Raw genomic sequence first — 15,978 nt, 5'->3', positions numbered from 1 at the left:
AATCATGACGGGTTCGGTGATCTTCGCGGAGGATTTTTGTGGTTCCGCATTGCGGAACTGTGTTCCGTTGAATTAGTATATCGCAATGGCTTTGCCGTGCAACAGGCAAAACCCCCGACACCCATGCCTTTGTGCGATGAGCGGACAACCGCCGACCTGAGAGGAGCCGCCCTTGACCAGTCCGTCACTTTCTCCCGATGCCACGCCGCCGGCGCCGGTGCGCGACAGCGATCCCAACTTTGTCACCGCCCTGGCGCGCGGGCTGGAGCTGATGCGCTGCTTCCGCACCGGCGAGGCAATGCTCGGCAACCAGGACTTCGTGCGCCGCACCGGCTTCCCCAAGGCCACGGTGAGCCGGCTGGCCGGCACGCTGGTGCAGCTGGGTTACCTGCGCTATGACGAGAGCCTGGGCAAGTACGCGCTGGATGCCGGCGTGCTGGCGCTGGGCTATGCCTACCTGTCGGCGTCCGACGTGGTGACGCTGGCGCGGCCGCATATGCTGGCGTTCGCGCAGTCATACGGGGTCTCGGTCTCGCTGGGCAAGCGCGAGCGCATGGAGGTGATCTACCTGGAATCGATCCGCAACGATGCGGGCGTGATGCTGGGCCTGGGCGTGGGCTCGCGGCTGTCGCTGGTGTCGAGTTCGATGGGGCGGGCATACCTGGCCGCGCTGCCTGCGGCGCGGCGCGAGCGGGTCATGGCTGAGTTCAGCCAGGCGTTCCCGGAGCAGTGGAAGCAGCAGGAGGCGGCCACGCGCGTGGCCCTGGCCGAGGCGCAGCAGCGCGGCTATGCGGCGTCGTTCCGGGATTGGCATCCGGCCATCCATGCCTGTGCGGTGGCGTTCCGGCCGGTGGGGGAGAAGGAGTTGCACATGCTGAGTTGCAGTGCTTCCTATGGGGCGGTGGATGAGGCGGTGTTCCACCAGACGCTGGCGCCGGCGTTGCGGGCGCTGGCGGGCAGGCTGTCGGACCCGGCGGGTTAAGACAGGTTAAGGCCGGGCCCGCTCATGTTCGCGGACGTGCGCGGGGATCACAGGTCCGTGCGTAACTTCCACAATTCCGGAAACAACACCACATCCAGCATCTTGCGCAGATAGCTGACGCCTTCCGTGCCGCCGGTACCCCGCTTGAAGCCAATCACCCGCTCAACCGTGGTCACATGCCGGAAGCGCCATTGCCGGAACGCATCTTCCAGGTCGACAAACTTCTCGCCCAGTTCATACAGTTCCCAGTGCGCGCCGGGATTGCGATAGACCTCCAGCCAGGCGGCCTCGACCGAAGCGTTATACGCGGTGGGCTGGGTCCAGTCCCGCTCGACGCAGTCCGCATCGATCGAAAAACCACGCCTTGCCATCAACCGGATCGCCTCGTCATACAGCGACGGCGTCTTCAGCGCGGTTTCCACCAGCGCCAGATGCTCCGGCCGGTGCGCATGCGGCTTCAGCATGGCAGCGTTCTTGTTGCCGAGGATGAACTCGATCTCGCGGTACTGATACGACTGGAAGCCTGACGACATGCCCAGGTAGGGCCGCATCGCCGAATACTCCGGCGGCGTCATCGTCGCCAGCACGTTCCACGCCTGCACTAGCTGGTCCATGATGCGCGACACCCGCGTCAGCATCTTGAAGGCCGGCGGCAGGCTGTCGGTCTTGACCGATTCGCGCGCGGCGCGCAGCTCGTGCAGCATCAGCTTCATCCACAGCTCGGTGGTCTGGTGCTGCACGATAAACAGCATCTCGTTGTGGTCCGGCGACAGCGGATGCTGCGCGTTCAGGATCTGGTCCAGGCCGAGATAGTCGCCGTAGCTCATGTCCTTGGCGAAATCCATCTGCGCACCGTGCCAACTGTCACCTTGCGGCGCAGCCTGGCCTGCGGTGCCGGCCGCGCCGGAAAAAGGGCATCCCTTGAATTCACTCATGATGCGCTCCCGATCAGGTTACCTGGCCGCGCGTCTGGAAGCGCGCGTCGCGATAGGCGCCGCTGTCCAGCACGTCGCGCAGGATTTCCACGGCATCCCACACGTCGGCGAAGCTGGTGTACAGCGGCGTGAAGCCGAAGCGGGCGATGCGCGGCTCGCGGTAGTCGCCGATCACGCCGCGCTCGATCAGGGCCTGCACCAGCGCATAGCCTTCCGGATGTTCCAGGCTGACCTGGCTGCCGCGGCGCGCGTGCTCGCGCGGGGTGACCAGCGTCAGCGGGTGGTGGCCGCAGCGCGCCTCCACCAGTTCGATGAACAGGTCGGTCAGCAGCAATGACTTGGCGCGCAGCACCTGCATATTGGTCTGGGCGAAGATGTCCAGCCCGCACTCGACCATCGCCAGCGAGGTCACCGGTTGCGTGCCGCACAGGAAGCGGCGCACGCCTTCCACCGGGCGATACTGCGGATCCATCGCGAACGGCGCGGCATGGCCCCACCAGCCCGACAGCGGTTGCCAGAAGGCGTCGCGCAGCGCGGGCGCGACCCAGACGAAGGCGGGCGAACCGGGGCCGCCGTTCAAATATTTGTAGGTGCAGCCGATGGCGTAGTCGGCCCCGGCCGCCTTCAGGCTGACCGGCACGGCGCCGGCGGAGTGACACAGGTCCCACACCGTGAGCGCGCCGCGGGCATGGGCGAGCTCGGTCAGCGCGGCCATGTCCAGCATCTCGCCGGTCTTGTAGTTGACGTGGGTGAGCATCAGCACGGCGGTGTCGGCGCCCACGGCGGCGTCGATCTCGGCCGGCGAATTGACCAGGCGCAGCGAATAGCCCTGCTGCAGCAGATCGGCCAGGCCTTGCGCGATGTACAGGTCGGTGGGGAAGTTGCTGGCCTCCGACACGATTACCTTGCGCGCCGGGTCGCGCGTCTGCTGCACGCGCAGCGCCGCGGCCAGCACCTTGAACAGGTTGATCGAGGTGGTGTCGGTGACCACTACTTCATCGTGGCCCGCGCCCACCAGCGGGGCCAGCTTGTTGCCCAGCCGCTGCGGCAGCTCGAACCAGCCGGCGGTGTTCCAGCTGCGGATCAGGCCCTCGCCCCATTCCTCGGCCACCACCTGGGCGGCGCGCGCGGCGCTGTCGCGCGGGCGGGCGCCCAGCGAGTTGCCGTCGAGGTAGATCACACCCTCGGGCAGCGCGAACTGGTCGCGCAGCGGGCGCAGCGGGTCTTGCTCATCGAGCCGGATACAGTGCTCGCGGTCAAATGTCATCATGTCGTGGGATTGGCCAGGGGGTTGTTCGGGAGTGGTTCAGTCGAGGCTGCGCAGCACCGCGCGCACCGGGCTGGCGTCAAGCCCGGCAAAGCGCAGCGGCAGCGCGATCAGTTCGTAGTCGCCGGCATCGACCTCGTCCAGCACGATGCCTTCCAGGATGGCCAGCCCGTGCCGGCGCACGGCGTTGTGCGCGTCCATGGTCTTGGATTCCTGCGGGTCCAGCGACGGCGTGTCGATGCCCACCAGCTGCACGCCATGTGCGGCCAGCAGCGCGATGGTTTCGGCCGCGACCGCGCAGAAGTGCGGGTCCCACTGCGCCAGCGGTGCCTGCCGGTAGGTGCGCAGCAGCACGCGCGGCGGCAGGCCGGCCAGTGCGTGTTCGATATGGCGCGGCTCGACCACCGGCGAGGCACCGATGCAATGGATCACGCGGCAGGTGCCGAGGTAGGGCGTGAGCGCCACGGCGCCGATCGGCGCGCCGTCGGCGGCATAGTGCAGCGGCGCGTCGGCATGGGCCCCGGTGTGCGGCGACAGCGTGATGCGGCCGACATTCACCGGGCAGTGCTCGTCCATCTGCCAGGCCGGCTGCTGCTGGAACGGCGTGTCGCCGGGCCAGACCGGGGTGGCGGGGGAGAGCGGCGGGCTGATGTCCCACAGCCGGCGCGGGTCTTGATGGGGGGCGGTCATAAGGGTGCGCGGCGCCTTTGCAAGGCGCCGTCGTTGTCTGCCTCGATGTCGGAAATCATAGTCAAAATCGGCGGCAAGAGGCTTGCTAAATGGACCGTCGATACCGTCATCTTTCGCATAAAATGCGAAGAATTGATGATTTGTCGAAGGAAATTCGAATGAACCTCGATCCCACCGACCTGCGCATCCTGACCTGCCTGCAGGAGAACGGCCGCATCAGCAACCAGGACCTGGCCGACCGCGTGGCGCTGTCGCCATCGGCATGCCTGCGGCGGGTGCGCCTGCTGGAAGAGTCAGGGGTGATCGGCGGCTACCGCGCCTGGTTCGACGCCGAGCAGCTCGGGCTGGAGCTTGAGGCGATCGTGCAGGTGTCGATGCGCCATGACGTGGAAGGCTGGCACGACACCTTTATCGCCGCGGTGCAGTCGTGGCCGGAAGTGCTGTCGGCGTACATCATCACCGGCGACAGCAACTACATCCTGCGGGTGCAGGCGCGCAATCTGAAGCACTACTCGGACTTCATCGTGAACCGGCTGTACCGCACCAAGGGCGTGATGGATATCCGCTCGAATATCGTGCTGCAGCGGATCAAGGTGGACAGTTCGCCGCTGGCGATCCTGAAGGCGGGGGCGGAGGGCGCCTAGCGTTGCGTATGCAGCGCGATCAGCTGCCGCAGGGTTTCCTTGAGCAGCGCGCCCTGCCGCGTGCCGAAGTCGTCCAGCACCGCGCGTTCGTGCTGCGCCGCGCGTTCCAGCAGCGGCTGCGCCACCGCGTGGCCGCGGGGCGTGATCGAGATCAGGGTCTGGCGGCGGTCGGTCTCGCCGGCGCGGCGCCTGACCAGGCCGTCGACGGCCATGCGGTCGACCAGCTTGGTCAGCGTCGGCTGCTTGGTCAGCGTAATCTCCGCCAGCATGCCGATGGTGCAGTCGGGGCGGTCGGCCAGCGTGGCCAGCACGCGCCATTCCTGCACGGACAGGCCGCTGGCTTCCACCTCGCGATGGAATTCGCCCGAGATCAGGTGGCTGGCGCGGGCCAGCAGGTAGGCCAGGTAGCCATCGACAAAGGGCAGGGAGGATTGCGCAGGCAGGTCCGCCATGATGGGCCCGGTGCCGTTCAGGGGTCGCGGGGGGCGGTGGTGGTGAACTGGCCGCCCTGGAATACCAGCGGGCCGTCGCTGCCATCGAGCACGCCGCAGCGCTCGACTTCACCCACGAAGATGATGTGGTCGCCCTCGTCGTAGCGGCTGCGGTTGTGGCATTCGAACCAGGCCAGCGCATTGGACAGGATCGGCAGGCCGGTGGCCGAGAGCCGGTAGTCCACGCCGGCGAAGCGGTCGCCCTTGAGTGTGGCAAAGCGCTGGCACAACTCCAGCTGCGAGGCCGACAGCACGTTGATGATGTAGTGCGTGCCGTCGCGGAACATCGGCAGGCTGTTGGCGCGCGTGGCCATGCTCCACAGCACCAGCGGCGGATCCAGCGACACCGAATTGAACGAACTGGCGGTGATGCCGATGAACGGCGGCGCGCCGGCGGCGACAGACTCGGCGCTGGCGCGTGTAGTGATCACCGTCACCCCGGTCGCGAACTGCGACAGGGTGCGGCGGAAGTGCTGCGCATCGAAATCTGGTGCGGCGGCGCTGGCGATCTGTGGCTGGGCCTCAGGCATGCCCATGGGGGCTCCGCTGGAGTTCATGAAATTTCATATATATTATTCGCGCCAGGGGCAGCAAGTTCAAGCCCGGCCATGCGCTTATTTGCGCGCCGCGGCGCTGGGCTGGCGCACACAACAAGGCAGTCACTGCCGCCGATACAACAAGCAGGAGACAATCGTCATGCTCATCGAGCAGATCGAACACCGCTGGCTGGCGGCGTTCCGGCGCACGCTGGAACTCTGTGCCCTGCAGGGTGCGGAAGTTGTTGGAATTGTAACGGAGTCGCAATCCCGTCCTGTCAACGTGGCCTTGGCCGAACTGGCCGTGCAGGCGCTGGGCGCCACCCCGGTGCGCATTCAGGTGCCGACACCGGCACTTAGTGCGCCCGCGCCGGTGCGCTCAACCGGCGCCAGCGATGCCTTGCAGCGCCTCGCTCCGGTGGTGGCGGCCCTGTCTCGCTGCCACCTGGTGCTGGACTGCACCGTGGAAGGCCTGCTGCACGCGCCGGAACTGCCGCAGATCCTGCGCGGCGCCGACGGCATCGTGCCGCGCATGCTGATGATCAGCAACGAACATCCCGAGATCCTGGAGCGCTGCCAGCCCGACCCGGCGCTGGAAGGCACCGTGCGCGCGGCCATGAAGCGCCTGCGCGGCGCGCGCGAAATGCGCGTGCATTCGCCGGCCGGCACCGAGTTGCGCATCGGCCTGGCCGACGCCCGCGTGGGCGGGGTCTGGGGCTTCTGCAACAAGCCCGGGCAGGTCTCGCACTGGCCCGGCGGGCTGTGCCTGGCGTTCCCGGCCGGCCGCCAGGTCAATGGCACGCTGGTGCTAGCGCCGGGCGACGTCAACCTGACCTTCAAGACCTACCTGCGCGATACCGTGGTGTGCCATATCGAGGACGACTACATCGTCGGCGTCGAGGGGCAGGGCGTGGATGCCGACATGATGCGCGGCTACTACCAGGCCTGGGCCGACCGCGAGGGCACGCGCGATGCGTACGCGGTCTCGCACGTGGGCTGGGGACTGAACCGGCTGGCGCGCTGGGACGCGATGACCTTCTACGACAAGCGCGACTGCAATGGCACCGAGCTGCGCGCGTTCGCGGGCAATTTCCTGTTCTCGACCGGCGCCAATGAGGTGGCCGGGCGCCACACGCTGGGCCATTTCGACCTGCCGCTGCGCAATTGCACGGTATCGCTCGACGGCCGCAATGAAGTGGAGGCGGGCACGCTGGTGGAGGCGGCGGCATGAGCGCGGCCCCGATGATGCAACGCCTCGCCAACGGCATCGCCACCCTGGCCTGGGGCGATGGCCCGGTGGCGGTGGTGATGCTGCATGGCATCGGCGGCGGCAAGGCCGCCTGGCCCGCGCAGGGCGAGGCACTGGCGCAGGCCGGCTACCGTGCCGTGGCCTGGGACATGCCGGGCTACGGCGACAGCGCCCTGATCGACCCCTATGACTTCGACGGGCTGGCGCAAGCGCTGGCGCCGCTGCTGCAGGCCGAGCGCGAGGCCGGGCGGCGCGTGGTGCTGCTGGGCCACAGCATGGGCGGCATGGTGGCGCAGCAGGCCTGCGCGGCCATGCCCGCGCTGATCGACGGCATGGTGCTGTCCGGCACCTCGCCCGCCTTTGGCAAGGGTGATGGGCCCTGGCAGCGCGAGTTCATCGCCGCGCGCACCGCGCCGCTGGACGCCGGCAGGACCATGGCCGAGATGGCCGCCGGGCTGGTGCGCACCATGGTCGCGCTCGATGCCGATGCGCAAGCCTTGGCCTTTGCCACCTCGGTGATGGCGGCGGTGCCCGCGCCCACCTACCGCGCGGCGCTGGGTGCGCTGGTGCGCTTCAACCAGCGCGACGCGCTGCCGCGCATCGCGGTGCCGGTGCTGGCGCTGGCCGGGCAGCACGACACCAATGCCGCGCCCGAGGTGATGCAGCGCATGGCGCAGCGCATCCCTGGCGCAGAGTACCGCTGCCTGCCGGATGTCGGCCACCTGGCCTGCATGGAGCGGCCGGAGCCGTTCAATGAGGCGGTGCTGGATTTCCTGCACCGGCGCTTCCCCTTGCACTGAACCACGCCGCTTCCCGGCAACACAACACAAGAACCGCCGCCGCGCCGCCACCGCACCCGGCGCGAGCAGGAAACCAGGAGACCGCGATATGCCATCCGGACAGCTCGACTTCATTCCCGCCATCGGTACGGCGGACTTCACCCCGCAACAAGCGCGCCTGCTGGCGCTGGCCAACCGCCTGGGCCGCGAACGCTTTGCGGCGCGCGCGGCCACCTGGGACCGCGAGGCCAGCTTCCCCTTCGCCAACTATGACGACCTGCGCGAGGCCGGCCTGCTGGCCCTGTGCGTGCCGCAGGCGTTCGGGGGCGAGGGCGCGGACTTTGCCACCTACTGCATGGTGGGCGCCGAGATCGGCCGCTTCTGCGGGGCCACGGCGCTGACATACAACATGCATATCTGCTCGACCATGTGGACCGGCGTGCTGTCCGACGGCATCGACATGACGCCTGACCAGCGCGCCGAGCACGAGGCGCGGCGCGGGCTGCATTTCTCACGCGTGGTGCGCGACGGCGCGGTCTATGCGCAGCCGTTCTCCGAAGGCTCCGCCGCCGCCGCGGGCAAGGCGCCGTTCGGCACCACCGCGCGCAAGGTCGATGGCGGCTGGGTGCTGAACGGGCGCAAGATCTTCGCCTCGCTGTCGGGCGCGGCGGACTACTACGGCATCCTGTGCACCGAGGACCGCGGCGACCAGCACCCCGACATGCGCGACACGCTCTATATCGCGGTGCCCGGCAAGGCGCAAGGGCTGACCGTGACCGGCGAGTGGGACCCGATGGGCATGCGCGGCACGGTGTCGCGCACGCTGCTGCTCAAGGACGTGTTCGTGCCCGACCATGAGCAACTGATGCCGCGCGGCGTCTACTACCGTGCCGCGCAGACCTGGCCGGCGATGTTCTTCACGCTGTCGCCGACCTACCTGGGCGTGGCGCAGGCGGCCTACGACTTCACCGTGCAGTACCTGCGCGGCGAGGTGCCGGGCCAGCCGCCGGTCAAGCGCCGCATGTATCCGACCAAGCAGATCGCGGTGGCGCAGATGCGCATCCAGCTGGAAACCATGCGCTCGATCTTCTGGCGCGTGATTCATGAGGCCAGGCCCAATCCGACCAAGGATGAGCGCCTGCGCCTGTACGCCGCGCACTACACCGTGATGGAAGGGGCCAACGACATCGCCCGGCTGGCGATCCGCACCTGCGGCGGGCAGTCGATGCTCAAGGACCTGCCGCTGGAGCGGCTCTACCGCGACTCGCGCTGCGGCGCGTTGATGCTGCCCTGGACGGCCGAGCTGATCCTGGACCGCATGGGGCGCGAGACCCTGTACGAATCCGGCGAGCGCGACGAATGAGCGCCACCAGCCGCGCCATGCGTGCGGGCGCAGCCGGGGCGGGGGCGCTGCCGGCCATGCTGCATGGCCATGCCGCCGCGGCGCCGGGGCGGCCGGCGTTGCATTACCTTGGCCGCACCTTCACCTACGGCAAGCTGTGGCGGCGCGTCGAGCGTGCCAGCGCCCACCTGGCAGCAACGTGGGGCATCCGCGCGGGCGACCGCGTCGGCACGCTGTGCCTGAACCACGAGCTGCAGCTGGTGCTGCTGTTTGCCTGCGCGCGTGCCGGGGCGATGTTCGTGCCGCTGAACTACCGGCTGGCGCCGGCGGAGCTGCGTACGATCGCCGCCCACGCGCAACTGGCCGCGCTGTTCCATGACGAGCGCCATGAAGGGCTGGCGCAGGAGGCTGGCGGCGGCTGCCAGCTCGCGCATCTCGACCGGCTGATCGACTACCCCGCTCCGTCCGGCGTGACCCATCCGCCGGTGCCGGACGATGCACCGCTGCTGCTCGCCTACACTTCCGGCACCACCGGCAAGCCCAAGGGCGCGGTGCATACGCAGGCCGGGCTGCTGGCCAATGCGCGCGCCAGCTGGTGGGCGCACGGCATGACCGCGGATGACCACGTGCTGTCGGTGCTGCCGATGTTCCATGTCGGCGGGCTGTGCATCCAGACGCTGCCGGCGCTGCTGGCCGGGGCGCAAGTCACGCTGCACGACCGTTTTGCGCCGGATGCCTGGCTCGGCGCGGTCGCGCAGGCGCGGCCGAGCCTGTCGCTGATGGTGCCGGCCACGCTGCGCGCGGTGCTGGAGCATCCCGGCTGGCCCGGGGCCGACCTGTCAGCGCTGCGCGGCGTGATGGCGGGCTCGTCGACCATCCCGCGGTCGTATATCGAGGCCTTCCATGCGCGCGGCGTGCCGCTGGGGCAGGTCTATGGCGCGACCGAGACCGGTCCGGTGTCGGTGGTGCTGAAGCTGCAGGATGCGGTGGCCCGCCCTGGCTATGCCGGCTGGCCGCAGCCGGAGGCGCAAGTGCGGCTGGCCGGCCCGGACGGTGCCGAGGTGGCGCAGGGCGCAGTCGGTGAACTCTGGGTGCGCGGCGCCAACCTGATGGCTGGCTACTGGAACCAGCCTGATAGCGGTCTGGCCGACGGCTGGTTCCATTCCGGCGACCTTGCGCACCGCGATGCCGGCGGCTGCATCGAAGTCGTCGGCCGCAGCAAGGACATGATCATCTCGGGTGGCGAGAACATCTATCCCGCCGAGATCGAGAACGTGCTGGTCGGCCTGCCCGGCGTGCAGGAGTGCGCGGTCGTCGGCGTGGCCGATGCGCGCTGGGGCGAGGTGCCGGTGGCGGTGATCGTGCCCGCGCCGGGCGCGCCGCGCGACGCGCTGGGGGCGGAGCCGCTGCGCGAACTGCTGGCCACGCGCATTGCCCGCTTCAAGCTGCCGCGCGAGGTGGTGCTGCTGGACGACCTGCCGCGCAGCGCGCTGGGCAAGGTGCTCAAGCCGCAACTGCGTGCGATGCTGGAGGCACAGCGCCAGCCTGGCTGAATCCACTGCAGAGGTGCCGATCTGCGCTTATGCTTGAGGCCGTGACACCACAGACGACAACGCAAGGGGGCGGCGCAAATGGAACATGGACTTGAAACGGCTACGCTGGGCGGCGGGTGCTTCTGGTGCCTGGAAGCGGTTTACCAGCAGGTCGATGGCGTGGTGGCGGTGGAGTCCGGTTATACCGGCGGGCATGTGGATCACCCGACTTACCAGCAAGTCTGCGAGGGTGGCACCGGGCACGTCGAGGTGGTGCGTGTCACCTTCAATCCGTCGGTGATCAACTTTCGCCAGATCCTTGAGATCTTCTTCGCCATCCACGATCCGACCACGCCGGACCGGCAGGGCAACGATGTGGGGCCGCAATATCGGTCGGCGATCTTTACGCATTCAGAGGCGCAGCGGGCCACGGCGGAATACGTGATGCGGGAGTTGGCTGCTGCCAAGGTTTTTGATGCGCCGATTGTTACGCAAGTCGAGCCGGAACAGCCATACTGGCGCGCTGAGGCAAGTCACCAGAACTACTATCAGGACCATCCGAGCCAGGGGTACTGTGCCTTTGTGATCTCGCCGAAATTGGCCAAGTTTCGAAAGCAGTTTGGGGGGAAGTTGCGGAAGTAGGGGATGGGCGTTTGGGTTGGTGCCAAAACCGGCCCTAATTTCCCTGCGCAAACAATCACCTGCGGCACGGACTCGGTGGCCGTTGCCCGAGGGAGCGGCCTGTCGGCCACTGTGCGCCGGTCGTCAGCCGTTCACCGCTCCAGCCTTGCAGTAATCGCCTCGGCCAGCCGCACGCAACTCAGCGGCGCGCAGCCCTCGGCATTGTTGCTGACAATGACGATGGCAGGCTGCCCCGCGCGCAGCGTGCGCGCCACCACATCGGCGATGGCATGGCGGGTGTCCGGGTCGTCGTCGACAATGCGGTCGAAGGGCGCGTAGCGCTTTTCCGCGTAGGCGTAGGGCCGGCCCCCATGCAGCATCCAGCGCAGTATCAGCGGACCTGGCGCTTCCTCGTCCATCAGCGCCTGCGCCGCGGCCTGGCGCGGCACCGGCGGCAGGCGGTCGCGCGCCGACAGGCAGAAGCGCACGCCGTGGCGGCGCAGCAGCCGGATATAGCGCGGCGTCAGCAGTGCCGGGTCGCGCAACTCCACGGTGTAGCGCGCGTGCGGGGTGATCGACGGATCGAGCGCCGGCAGCGCGCCCAGGAAGGCGTCGAGCCGTTCCAGGAACGCGGCGCTGTCGGCCAGCGGACCCATCGGCGAGAGCTGGAACAGCAGCGGCCCGCATTTGCTGCCCAGCCCGCTGGTGGCGGGCGTAATGAAGTCGCGCACCGCGATCTGCGCATCCAGGAAGGCGGCGTTGGCCAGCCGGCCGGCGCCGTCGGAGCCGCGCAGCCAGGCATCGCAGACGCTGGCGGGCGCCTTGACCAGGAAGCGGAAGCCGTCGGGGACCTGCGCGGCGTAGGACAGGTAGTCCGCCAGCGGGATCGGCCCGTAGAAGCCGCGGTCGATGCCGGCGGCGCGCAGCAGCGGATGGCGCGAATACGCGGCCAGGCCCTTGCGCGACAGCAGGCTGTCGCCGTACTCGCCGTCATAGACCAGCCCGTTCCAGCCGGGGTAAGCCCAGGAGGACGTGCCGAAGTACAGGTTCGATGGCAGCTGTGCAGCGAGCGCGCGCAGGGCTTCGTCCGCCGGTGTGGGTTGCACGCTCTTGCCGCGCGCGGGTTTGCCGGCAGGTGCGCACGGGAGCGCCGCGCCCGGGTGGGAGGCGGGCCGTTCCGGCGGGGCAGGTGGGGTGGGCAGGGGCAGCCCGCCAAAGAGGTCTTCAGTCAAGCGCCAGCGTTGCCTTCAGTCGTTGCGGCCAATGGGTTGGTCGTAGATATAACGGCGCGACCACGGCAGGGTATCGGCCGGCAGCCCGGCCTTGTGGCAGACCACCTGGTAGATCGACATCTTCTCGGTCTCGAAGGCATGCGCGCAGCCGGCCAGGTAGACCCGCCAGATGCGGTACTTCTTCTCGCCGACCAGGCTGCGGATGGTGTCGCCGCGGGCCTCGAAGTTGTCGGCCCAGTGGTGCAGCGTCTGCGCGTAGTGGCGGCGCAGCAGTTCGACGTCGAAGGCTTCCAGGCCGCCTTGCTGCAGCGTGCGCAGCACCAGCCCGATATGCGGCAGCTCGCCCTGCGGGAACACATAGCGGTCCATGAACTCGGCGCCGTCCATCGGCGTCGCGCCGTTGTCCGGGTCGGGCGAGGTGATGCCGTGGTTCATCACATAGCCGTCGTCGGCCAGCAGTTCGCGGATGCGGCTGAAATAGCCGGGCAGGTTGTCCTTGCCCACATGCTCGAACATGCCGACGCTGGTGATGCGGTCGAAGGTGCCGGCGGTGTCGCGGTAGTCCTGCAGCCGGATCTCGATGCGGTCGGACAGGCCCGCGGCCCTGACGCGCTCGGTGGCCAGGTCGAACTGGTTCTGCGACAGCGTAATGCCCACGCAGCGCGCACCGAACTTCTGCGCGGCGCGCAGCACCAGCGCGCCCCACCCGCAGCCGATGTCCAGCAGGGTCTGGTCCGGCTGCAGCCGGATCTTGGTCAGGATGTGGTCGATCTTCTTGACTTGCGCCGTGGCCAGGTCTTCGTCGCCGTGCTCGAAATAGGCGCAGGAGTAGACCATGTTGGGATCAAGCCACAGCTTGTAGAAGTCGTTGGAGACGTCGTAGTGGTATTGGATCGAGTTCTTGTCTTCCTGCTTGGTATGCGCGAAGTGCTGCGCCACCTTGAACAGCGCGCCGCCGGCGCGGTGCGTGGCCGCGGCCGAGAAGCCGTAGGCGACCTTGATGATGTCCGTCAGCCTGCCCTCGAAGTCGATTTTCTCCTGCACATACGCTTCGCCCAGGTTGTCCAGGCTCGGCGTCAGCAGCAGCGGCAGGGCCGCGGCCTCGCGTACGGTCAGCGTGACAGCCGGCTTGTCGAAGTGCCCGAGCGGGTATTCGGTGCCATTCCACAGCCGCAAGCTGACCGGCAGATCGGCATTCTCTCGCAGGTCGGCGATCCAATTGTCGAGTTGCTTTTCCAGGGCTTGCTTGAAAAACATGCGCTTTACCTCCCGATGGTTGCGGCACACGCTTCGGCCGACGCATCAGACAAGGTTGGTACTGAGCTGGAACCTTGCCCAATCCGTCGCGAACGCTGCAAGAAAAGAGTAGCCAAGCGACGCCTGTCTCACTTTAATCCAATTACGCAGCCTGTGCAGCGCACCGCCCAGAAGACTCCACTAGCGACCCGTTCGGCGCTGTTGGCGCATGTTCAGACGCGCGCCAGCCTCGTCAGGGCGACAGTCGCACGATCTGCCAGTCGCCGCCGGGTTGCAGGCGGAAGGCGATACGGTCGTGCAGCCGCGACGGCCGGCCCTGCCAGAACTCCAGCGCGGTCGGCACCAGGCGGTAACCGCCCCAGTGCGGCGGGCGCGGCGGGTTTTCGCCGAACTTGCTGCGGTATTCCTGCTCGCGCTGCTCCAGCACGTCGCGGCCGGGCACCTCGCGGCTTTGCGCAGAGGCCCAGGCGCCCACGCGCGAGCCCAGCGGGCGCGTGGCGAAATAGGCGTCGCTCTCGTCGTCCGAGACTTTCTCGACGCGGCCTTCGACGCGTACCTGGCGCTCCAGCTGCACCCAGTGGAACAGCAGCGCCGCGCGCGGGTTTGCCGCCAGGTCCAGGCCCTTGCGGCTTTCATAGTTGGTGAAGAAGGTGAAGCCCCGGTCATCGATGCCCTTGAGCAGCAGGATGCGCGCGGACGGCTGGCCGTCGGCGTCGACCGTGGCCAGGGTCATGGCATTGGGTTCGGGCAGCTTGGCCGTGACCGCCTCGTCGAACCAGCGTTTGAACTGGCTCATCGGGTCGGGCGCTACGTCGGTTTCGGACAGAGAGCCCAGCACATAGGTACGGCGAAGGTCGGCAAGTTGAGTCATGTCGCAATCATCAGAGTATCGGTCGGGATGCGCGGTGCGCCCGGGGGCGGGGGCCGCAGGTCCGGCTGATTCGAGTATAGCGAATGCATCGGGGATCGCATTTGCGTGGCGACAAGCGTATTGGCAGCGTCACCTGCAGGGGGGCTAAACCGGCGGTGGCAGCACCTTGCGCCCCTGGCGCCGCGAGTAGTAACCGGCCGCGCCCATTGCGCCCGCCATCGACAGGAAGATCGGCAGCATGCCCAGCGCCGTGCCGACCACGCCAAACGTGAGCGGCCACACCACCTGGCTGGTATTGAGCACCGCCGAGCGCAAGCCCAGTGCCTCGCCGGCGCGGCCGTGCGGCGACGCCGTGTGCAGGATGTTCATGACATTGGGCTGGGCGCTGCCCAGCGCCAGGCCCAGCACGAAGGCCAGCCCGCACATCAGCCAGAACTGCGTGACGAAGGGGTAGACCAGGTAGGCCAGCGCGCCCACCAGCAGCGCGCCGCGGATGATCTTCCACTCCGAGAGCCGGCGCGACACCGCCGGCATCGCTACGCGGATGGCAAAGGTGGCAATGGCGAAGGCGCCGAGCACCCAGCCGATCGACGACGGCGACAAGCCGATGCGCGAGCCCTGGATCGGGATCAGGAAGGCGTGCAGGTCCCATGCGGCGGACAGCACCGCGCTGGCGATGAAGACCGCGCGCAGCTCGGGATGCTGAAGCAGGTCCAGTGTGGAGCGGCGGCTGCCGTCCTCGATGGCGATGCGCCCGGCATTGCCGCCTTGCGCCGGCAGGCGCGGACGCACCCATTGCAGGCCGGCCTGGCCGACCAGCCCCACCGCCGCCAGCACCACGAAGGCGGGGCGGAAGCCCGCATTCTCGATCACATAGCCCATCGCCACCGGCCCGAGCGTGCCGGACACCGACAGGCCCAGCGCATGCCAGGTGTAGTTGCGCAGCCGGGTCTCACTGGTGGAGACCTGGCCGATCAGCAGCTGCATTGCCACCTGCACCAGCATGAAGCCCACGCCGATCAGCGCGCATGACAGGTACAGCGCGCCGAGGTCGTGCCAGAGCGCCGGCAGCAGCGTGCCCGCCACCACCATCAGCGAGCCGGCGGTCATCGGCTTGCGCGGCCCGATCTCATCGATGCGCTTGCCGGCGCGGATTGCCAGCAGCATCGGCAGCACCGCATACAGCGACATCAGCACGCCGAGCGTGACGGTGGAGGCCTTGAGGGAGATGGCGAACAGCGACACCACCACGCGGCTGGCATTGAAGGCCACGTGGTTGCACACCGTCAGCGCGATCAGCCAGGTGATCGGCGGGACGGCGGCGTGCGGCAGCGACATGGGAACGGGGGCTCGCGGTGACCGCGCTCATGGCGGCCGGCGGCCATGCCGAGGCGGGAAACAAAGAGGAAACAAAGGGCGGCCGCAGCCGCGCCTTCAGAAGGATGCAGACGGGCGAACCCGCGCCGCCTCCGATGCTTGCCATGCTTAAACTTCTTGTAAATGGCCGTTTAATTATGCGCCGGGCGTGGGCGCGGCACAACGGCTGCGTG

At 68.2% G+C, this 15,978-nt stretch carries 16 protein-coding genes; 7 read left to right on the top strand and 9 right to left on the bottom strand.

Features of this window, described 5'->3' with window-relative positions; genetic code table 11:
• Positions 1–172: 172 nt before the first annotated feature.
• The gene (locus tag A3A5_RS0113925; RefSeq protein WP_018311178.1) at positions 173–982 is read left to right on the top strand and encodes an IclR family transcriptional regulator; all 810 of its coding nucleotides are present in this window, start codon (positions 173–175) and stop codon (positions 980–982) included.
• A gap of 47 nt (positions 983–1,029) precedes the next feature.
• Here A3A5_RS0113925 and kynA read toward each other — a convergent pair whose 3' ends face one another.
• The 3 genes from kynA to kynB are packed head-to-tail and all read right to left on the bottom strand — an operon-like array spanning position 1,030 to position 3,874.
• Entirely contained in the window at positions 1,030–1,917 is an 888-nt protein-coding gene (gene kynA / locus A3A5_RS0113920) for a tryptophan 2,3-dioxygenase (RefSeq protein ID WP_018311177.1), read from the bottom strand.
• Between the two features lie 13 nt (positions 1,918–1,930).
• The gene (kynU, locus tag A3A5_RS0113915) at positions 1,931–3,187 is read right to left on the bottom strand and encodes a kynureninase (protein WP_018311176.1); all 1,257 of its coding nucleotides are present in this window, start codon (positions 3,185–3,187) and stop codon (positions 1,931–1,933) included.
• 36 nt (positions 3,188–3,223) lie between these two features.
• Entirely contained in the window at positions 3,224–3,874 is a 651-nt protein-coding gene (gene kynB / locus A3A5_RS0113910; RefSeq protein WP_018311175.1) for an arylformamidase, read from the bottom strand.
• A gap of 158 nt (positions 3,875–4,032) precedes the next feature.
• Here kynB and A3A5_RS0113905 point away from each other — a divergent pair, with 158 nt between their 5' ends.
• On the top strand, positions 4,033–4,518 hold the full coding sequence (locus A3A5_RS0113905) for an Lrp/AsnC family transcriptional regulator (protein WP_013957609.1): 486 nt from the start codon (positions 4,033–4,035) through the stop codon (positions 4,516–4,518).
• On the opposite strand, the gene A3A5_RS0113900 is transcribed toward A3A5_RS0113905, so the two are convergent.
• On the bottom strand, positions 4,515–4,970 hold the full coding sequence (locus tag A3A5_RS0113900; protein ID WP_018311174.1) for a MarR family winged helix-turn-helix transcriptional regulator: 456 nt from the start codon (positions 4,968–4,970) through the stop codon (positions 4,515–4,517). The two genes, A3A5_RS0113905 and A3A5_RS0113900, sit on opposite strands and share 4 nt — an antisense overlap.
• Before the next feature lie 17 nt (positions 4,971–4,987).
• Complete coding sequence (locus A3A5_RS0113895) at positions 4,988–5,545, bottom strand: flavin reductase family protein (protein WP_018311173.1); 558 nt, start codon at positions 5,543–5,545, stop codon at positions 4,988–4,990.
• 160 nt (positions 5,546–5,705) lie between these two features.
• Between A3A5_RS0113895 and A3A5_RS0113890 the strand changes: the two genes are divergently transcribed.
• The 5 genes from A3A5_RS0113890 (at position 5,706) to msrA (ending at position 11,089) form a co-directional block, all read left to right on the top strand.
• Positions 5,706–6,776 carry a hypothetical protein gene (locus A3A5_RS0113890; protein ID WP_018311172.1) on the top strand — a complete coding sequence of 357 codons (1,071 nt, stop codon included), beginning with the start codon at positions 5,706–5,708 and terminating at the stop codon, positions 6,774–6,776.
• Positions 6,773–7,594, top strand: a complete 822-nt coding sequence (locus tag A3A5_RS0113885) for an alpha/beta fold hydrolase (RefSeq protein WP_018311171.1) — start codon at positions 6,773–6,775, stop codon at positions 7,592–7,594. Before A3A5_RS0113890 ends, A3A5_RS0113885 begins: the two co-directional genes overlap by 4 nt.
• Positions 7,595–7,682: 88 nt before the next feature.
• A complete protein-coding gene (locus A3A5_RS0113880; protein ID WP_018311170.1) occupies positions 7,683–8,936 on the top strand; it encodes an acyl-CoA dehydrogenase family protein in 1,254 nt (417 codons plus the stop codon).
• Positions 8,933–10,468 carry a class I adenylate-forming enzyme family protein gene (locus A3A5_RS0113875; protein ID WP_018311169.1) on the top strand — a complete coding sequence of 512 codons (1,536 nt, stop codon included), beginning with the start codon at positions 8,933–8,935 and terminating at the stop codon, positions 10,466–10,468. Before A3A5_RS0113880 ends, A3A5_RS0113875 begins: the two co-directional genes overlap by 4 nt.
• A gap of 78 nt (positions 10,469–10,546) precedes the next feature.
• Complete coding sequence (gene msrA / locus A3A5_RS0113870) at positions 10,547–11,089, top strand: peptide-methionine (S)-S-oxide reductase MsrA (protein ID WP_018311168.1); 543 nt, start codon at positions 10,547–10,549, stop codon at positions 11,087–11,089.
• A 131-nt stretch (positions 11,090–11,220) separates the two neighbouring features.
• On the opposite strand, the gene A3A5_RS0113865 is transcribed toward msrA, so the two are convergent.
• The 4 genes from A3A5_RS0113865 to A3A5_RS0113850 form a co-directional block, all read right to left on the bottom strand.
• Complete coding sequence (locus A3A5_RS0113865; RefSeq protein ID WP_026200764.1) at positions 11,221–12,300, bottom strand: DUF72 domain-containing protein; 1,080 nt, start codon at positions 12,298–12,300, stop codon at positions 11,221–11,223.
• A gap of 15 nt (positions 12,301–12,315) precedes the next feature.
• Complete coding sequence (locus tag A3A5_RS0113860; RefSeq protein WP_018311166.1) at positions 12,316–13,557, bottom strand: cyclopropane-fatty-acyl-phospholipid synthase family protein; 1,242 nt, start codon at positions 13,555–13,557, stop codon at positions 12,316–12,318.
• Between the two features lie 232 nt (positions 13,558–13,789).
• Positions 13,790–14,428 (bottom strand): pyridoxamine 5'-phosphate oxidase, encoded by a 639-nt coding sequence (pdxH, locus tag A3A5_RS0113855; RefSeq protein ID WP_018311165.1) that lies wholly within the window; start codon positions 14,426–14,428, stop codon positions 13,790–13,792.
• A 144-nt stretch (positions 14,429–14,572) separates the two neighbouring features.
• Positions 14,573–15,766: an MFS transporter gene (locus A3A5_RS0113850; protein ID WP_018311164.1), complete on the bottom strand. Its 1,194-nt coding sequence runs from the start codon at positions 15,764–15,766 to the stop codon at positions 14,573–14,575.
• Between the last annotated feature and the right edge of the window lie 212 nt (positions 15,767–15,978).

Origin of the sequence: Cupriavidus sp. UYPR2.512 (assembly GCF_000379565.1) — a bacterium.
Classification (GTDB): domain Bacteria; phylum Pseudomonadota; class Gammaproteobacteria; order Burkholderiales; family Burkholderiaceae; genus Cupriavidus.
The sequence above is the reverse complement of the archived record's forward strand: the minus strand, read 5'-3'. Positions and strand labels throughout refer to the sequence as shown.

Coding starts and splice junctions, on each gene's coding strand:
- kynA (WP_018311177.1), bottom strand. CDS start 1,917: ATGAGTGAATTCAAGGGATGCCCTTTTTCCGGCGCGGCCGGCACCGCA.
- kynU (WP_018311176.1), bottom strand. CDS start 3,187: ATGATGACATTTGACCGCGAGCACTGTATCCGGCTCGATGAGCAAGAC.
- kynB (WP_018311175.1), bottom strand. CDS start 3,874: ATGACCGCCCCCCATCAAGACCCGCGCCGGCTGTGGGACATCAGCCCG.
- A3A5_RS0113905 (WP_013957609.1), top strand. CDS start 4,033: ATGAACCTCGATCCCACCGACCTGCGCATCCTGACCTGCCTGCAGGAG.
- A3A5_RS0113900 (WP_018311174.1), bottom strand. CDS start 4,970: ATGGCGGACCTGCCTGCGCAATCCTCCCTGCCCTTTGTCGATGGCTAC.
- A3A5_RS0113895 (WP_018311173.1), bottom strand. CDS start 5,545: ATGGGCATGCCTGAGGCCCAGCCACAGATCGCCAGCGCCGCCGCACCA.
- A3A5_RS0113890 (WP_018311172.1), top strand. CDS start 5,706: ATGCTCATCGAGCAGATCGAACACCGCTGGCTGGCGGCGTTCCGGCGC.
- A3A5_RS0113885 (WP_018311171.1), top strand. CDS start 6,773: ATGAGCGCGGCCCCGATGATGCAACGCCTCGCCAACGGCATCGCCACC.
- A3A5_RS0113880 (WP_018311170.1), top strand. CDS start 7,683: ATGCCATCCGGACAGCTCGACTTCATTCCCGCCATCGGTACGGCGGAC.
- A3A5_RS0113875 (WP_018311169.1), top strand. CDS start 8,933: ATGAGCGCCACCAGCCGCGCCATGCGTGCGGGCGCAGCCGGGGCGGGG.
- msrA (WP_018311168.1), top strand. CDS start 10,547: ATGGAACATGGACTTGAAACGGCTACGCTGGGCGGCGGGTGCTTCTGG.
- A3A5_RS0113860 (WP_018311166.1), bottom strand. CDS start 13,557: ATGTTTTTCAAGCAAGCCCTGGAAAAGCAACTCGACAATTGGATCGCC.
- pdxH (WP_018311165.1), bottom strand. CDS start 14,428: ATGACTCAACTTGCCGACCTTCGCCGTACCTATGTGCTGGGCTCTCTG.
- A3A5_RS0113850 (WP_018311164.1), bottom strand. CDS start 15,766: ATGTCGCTGCCGCACGCCGCCGTCCCGCCGATCACCTGGCTGATCGCG.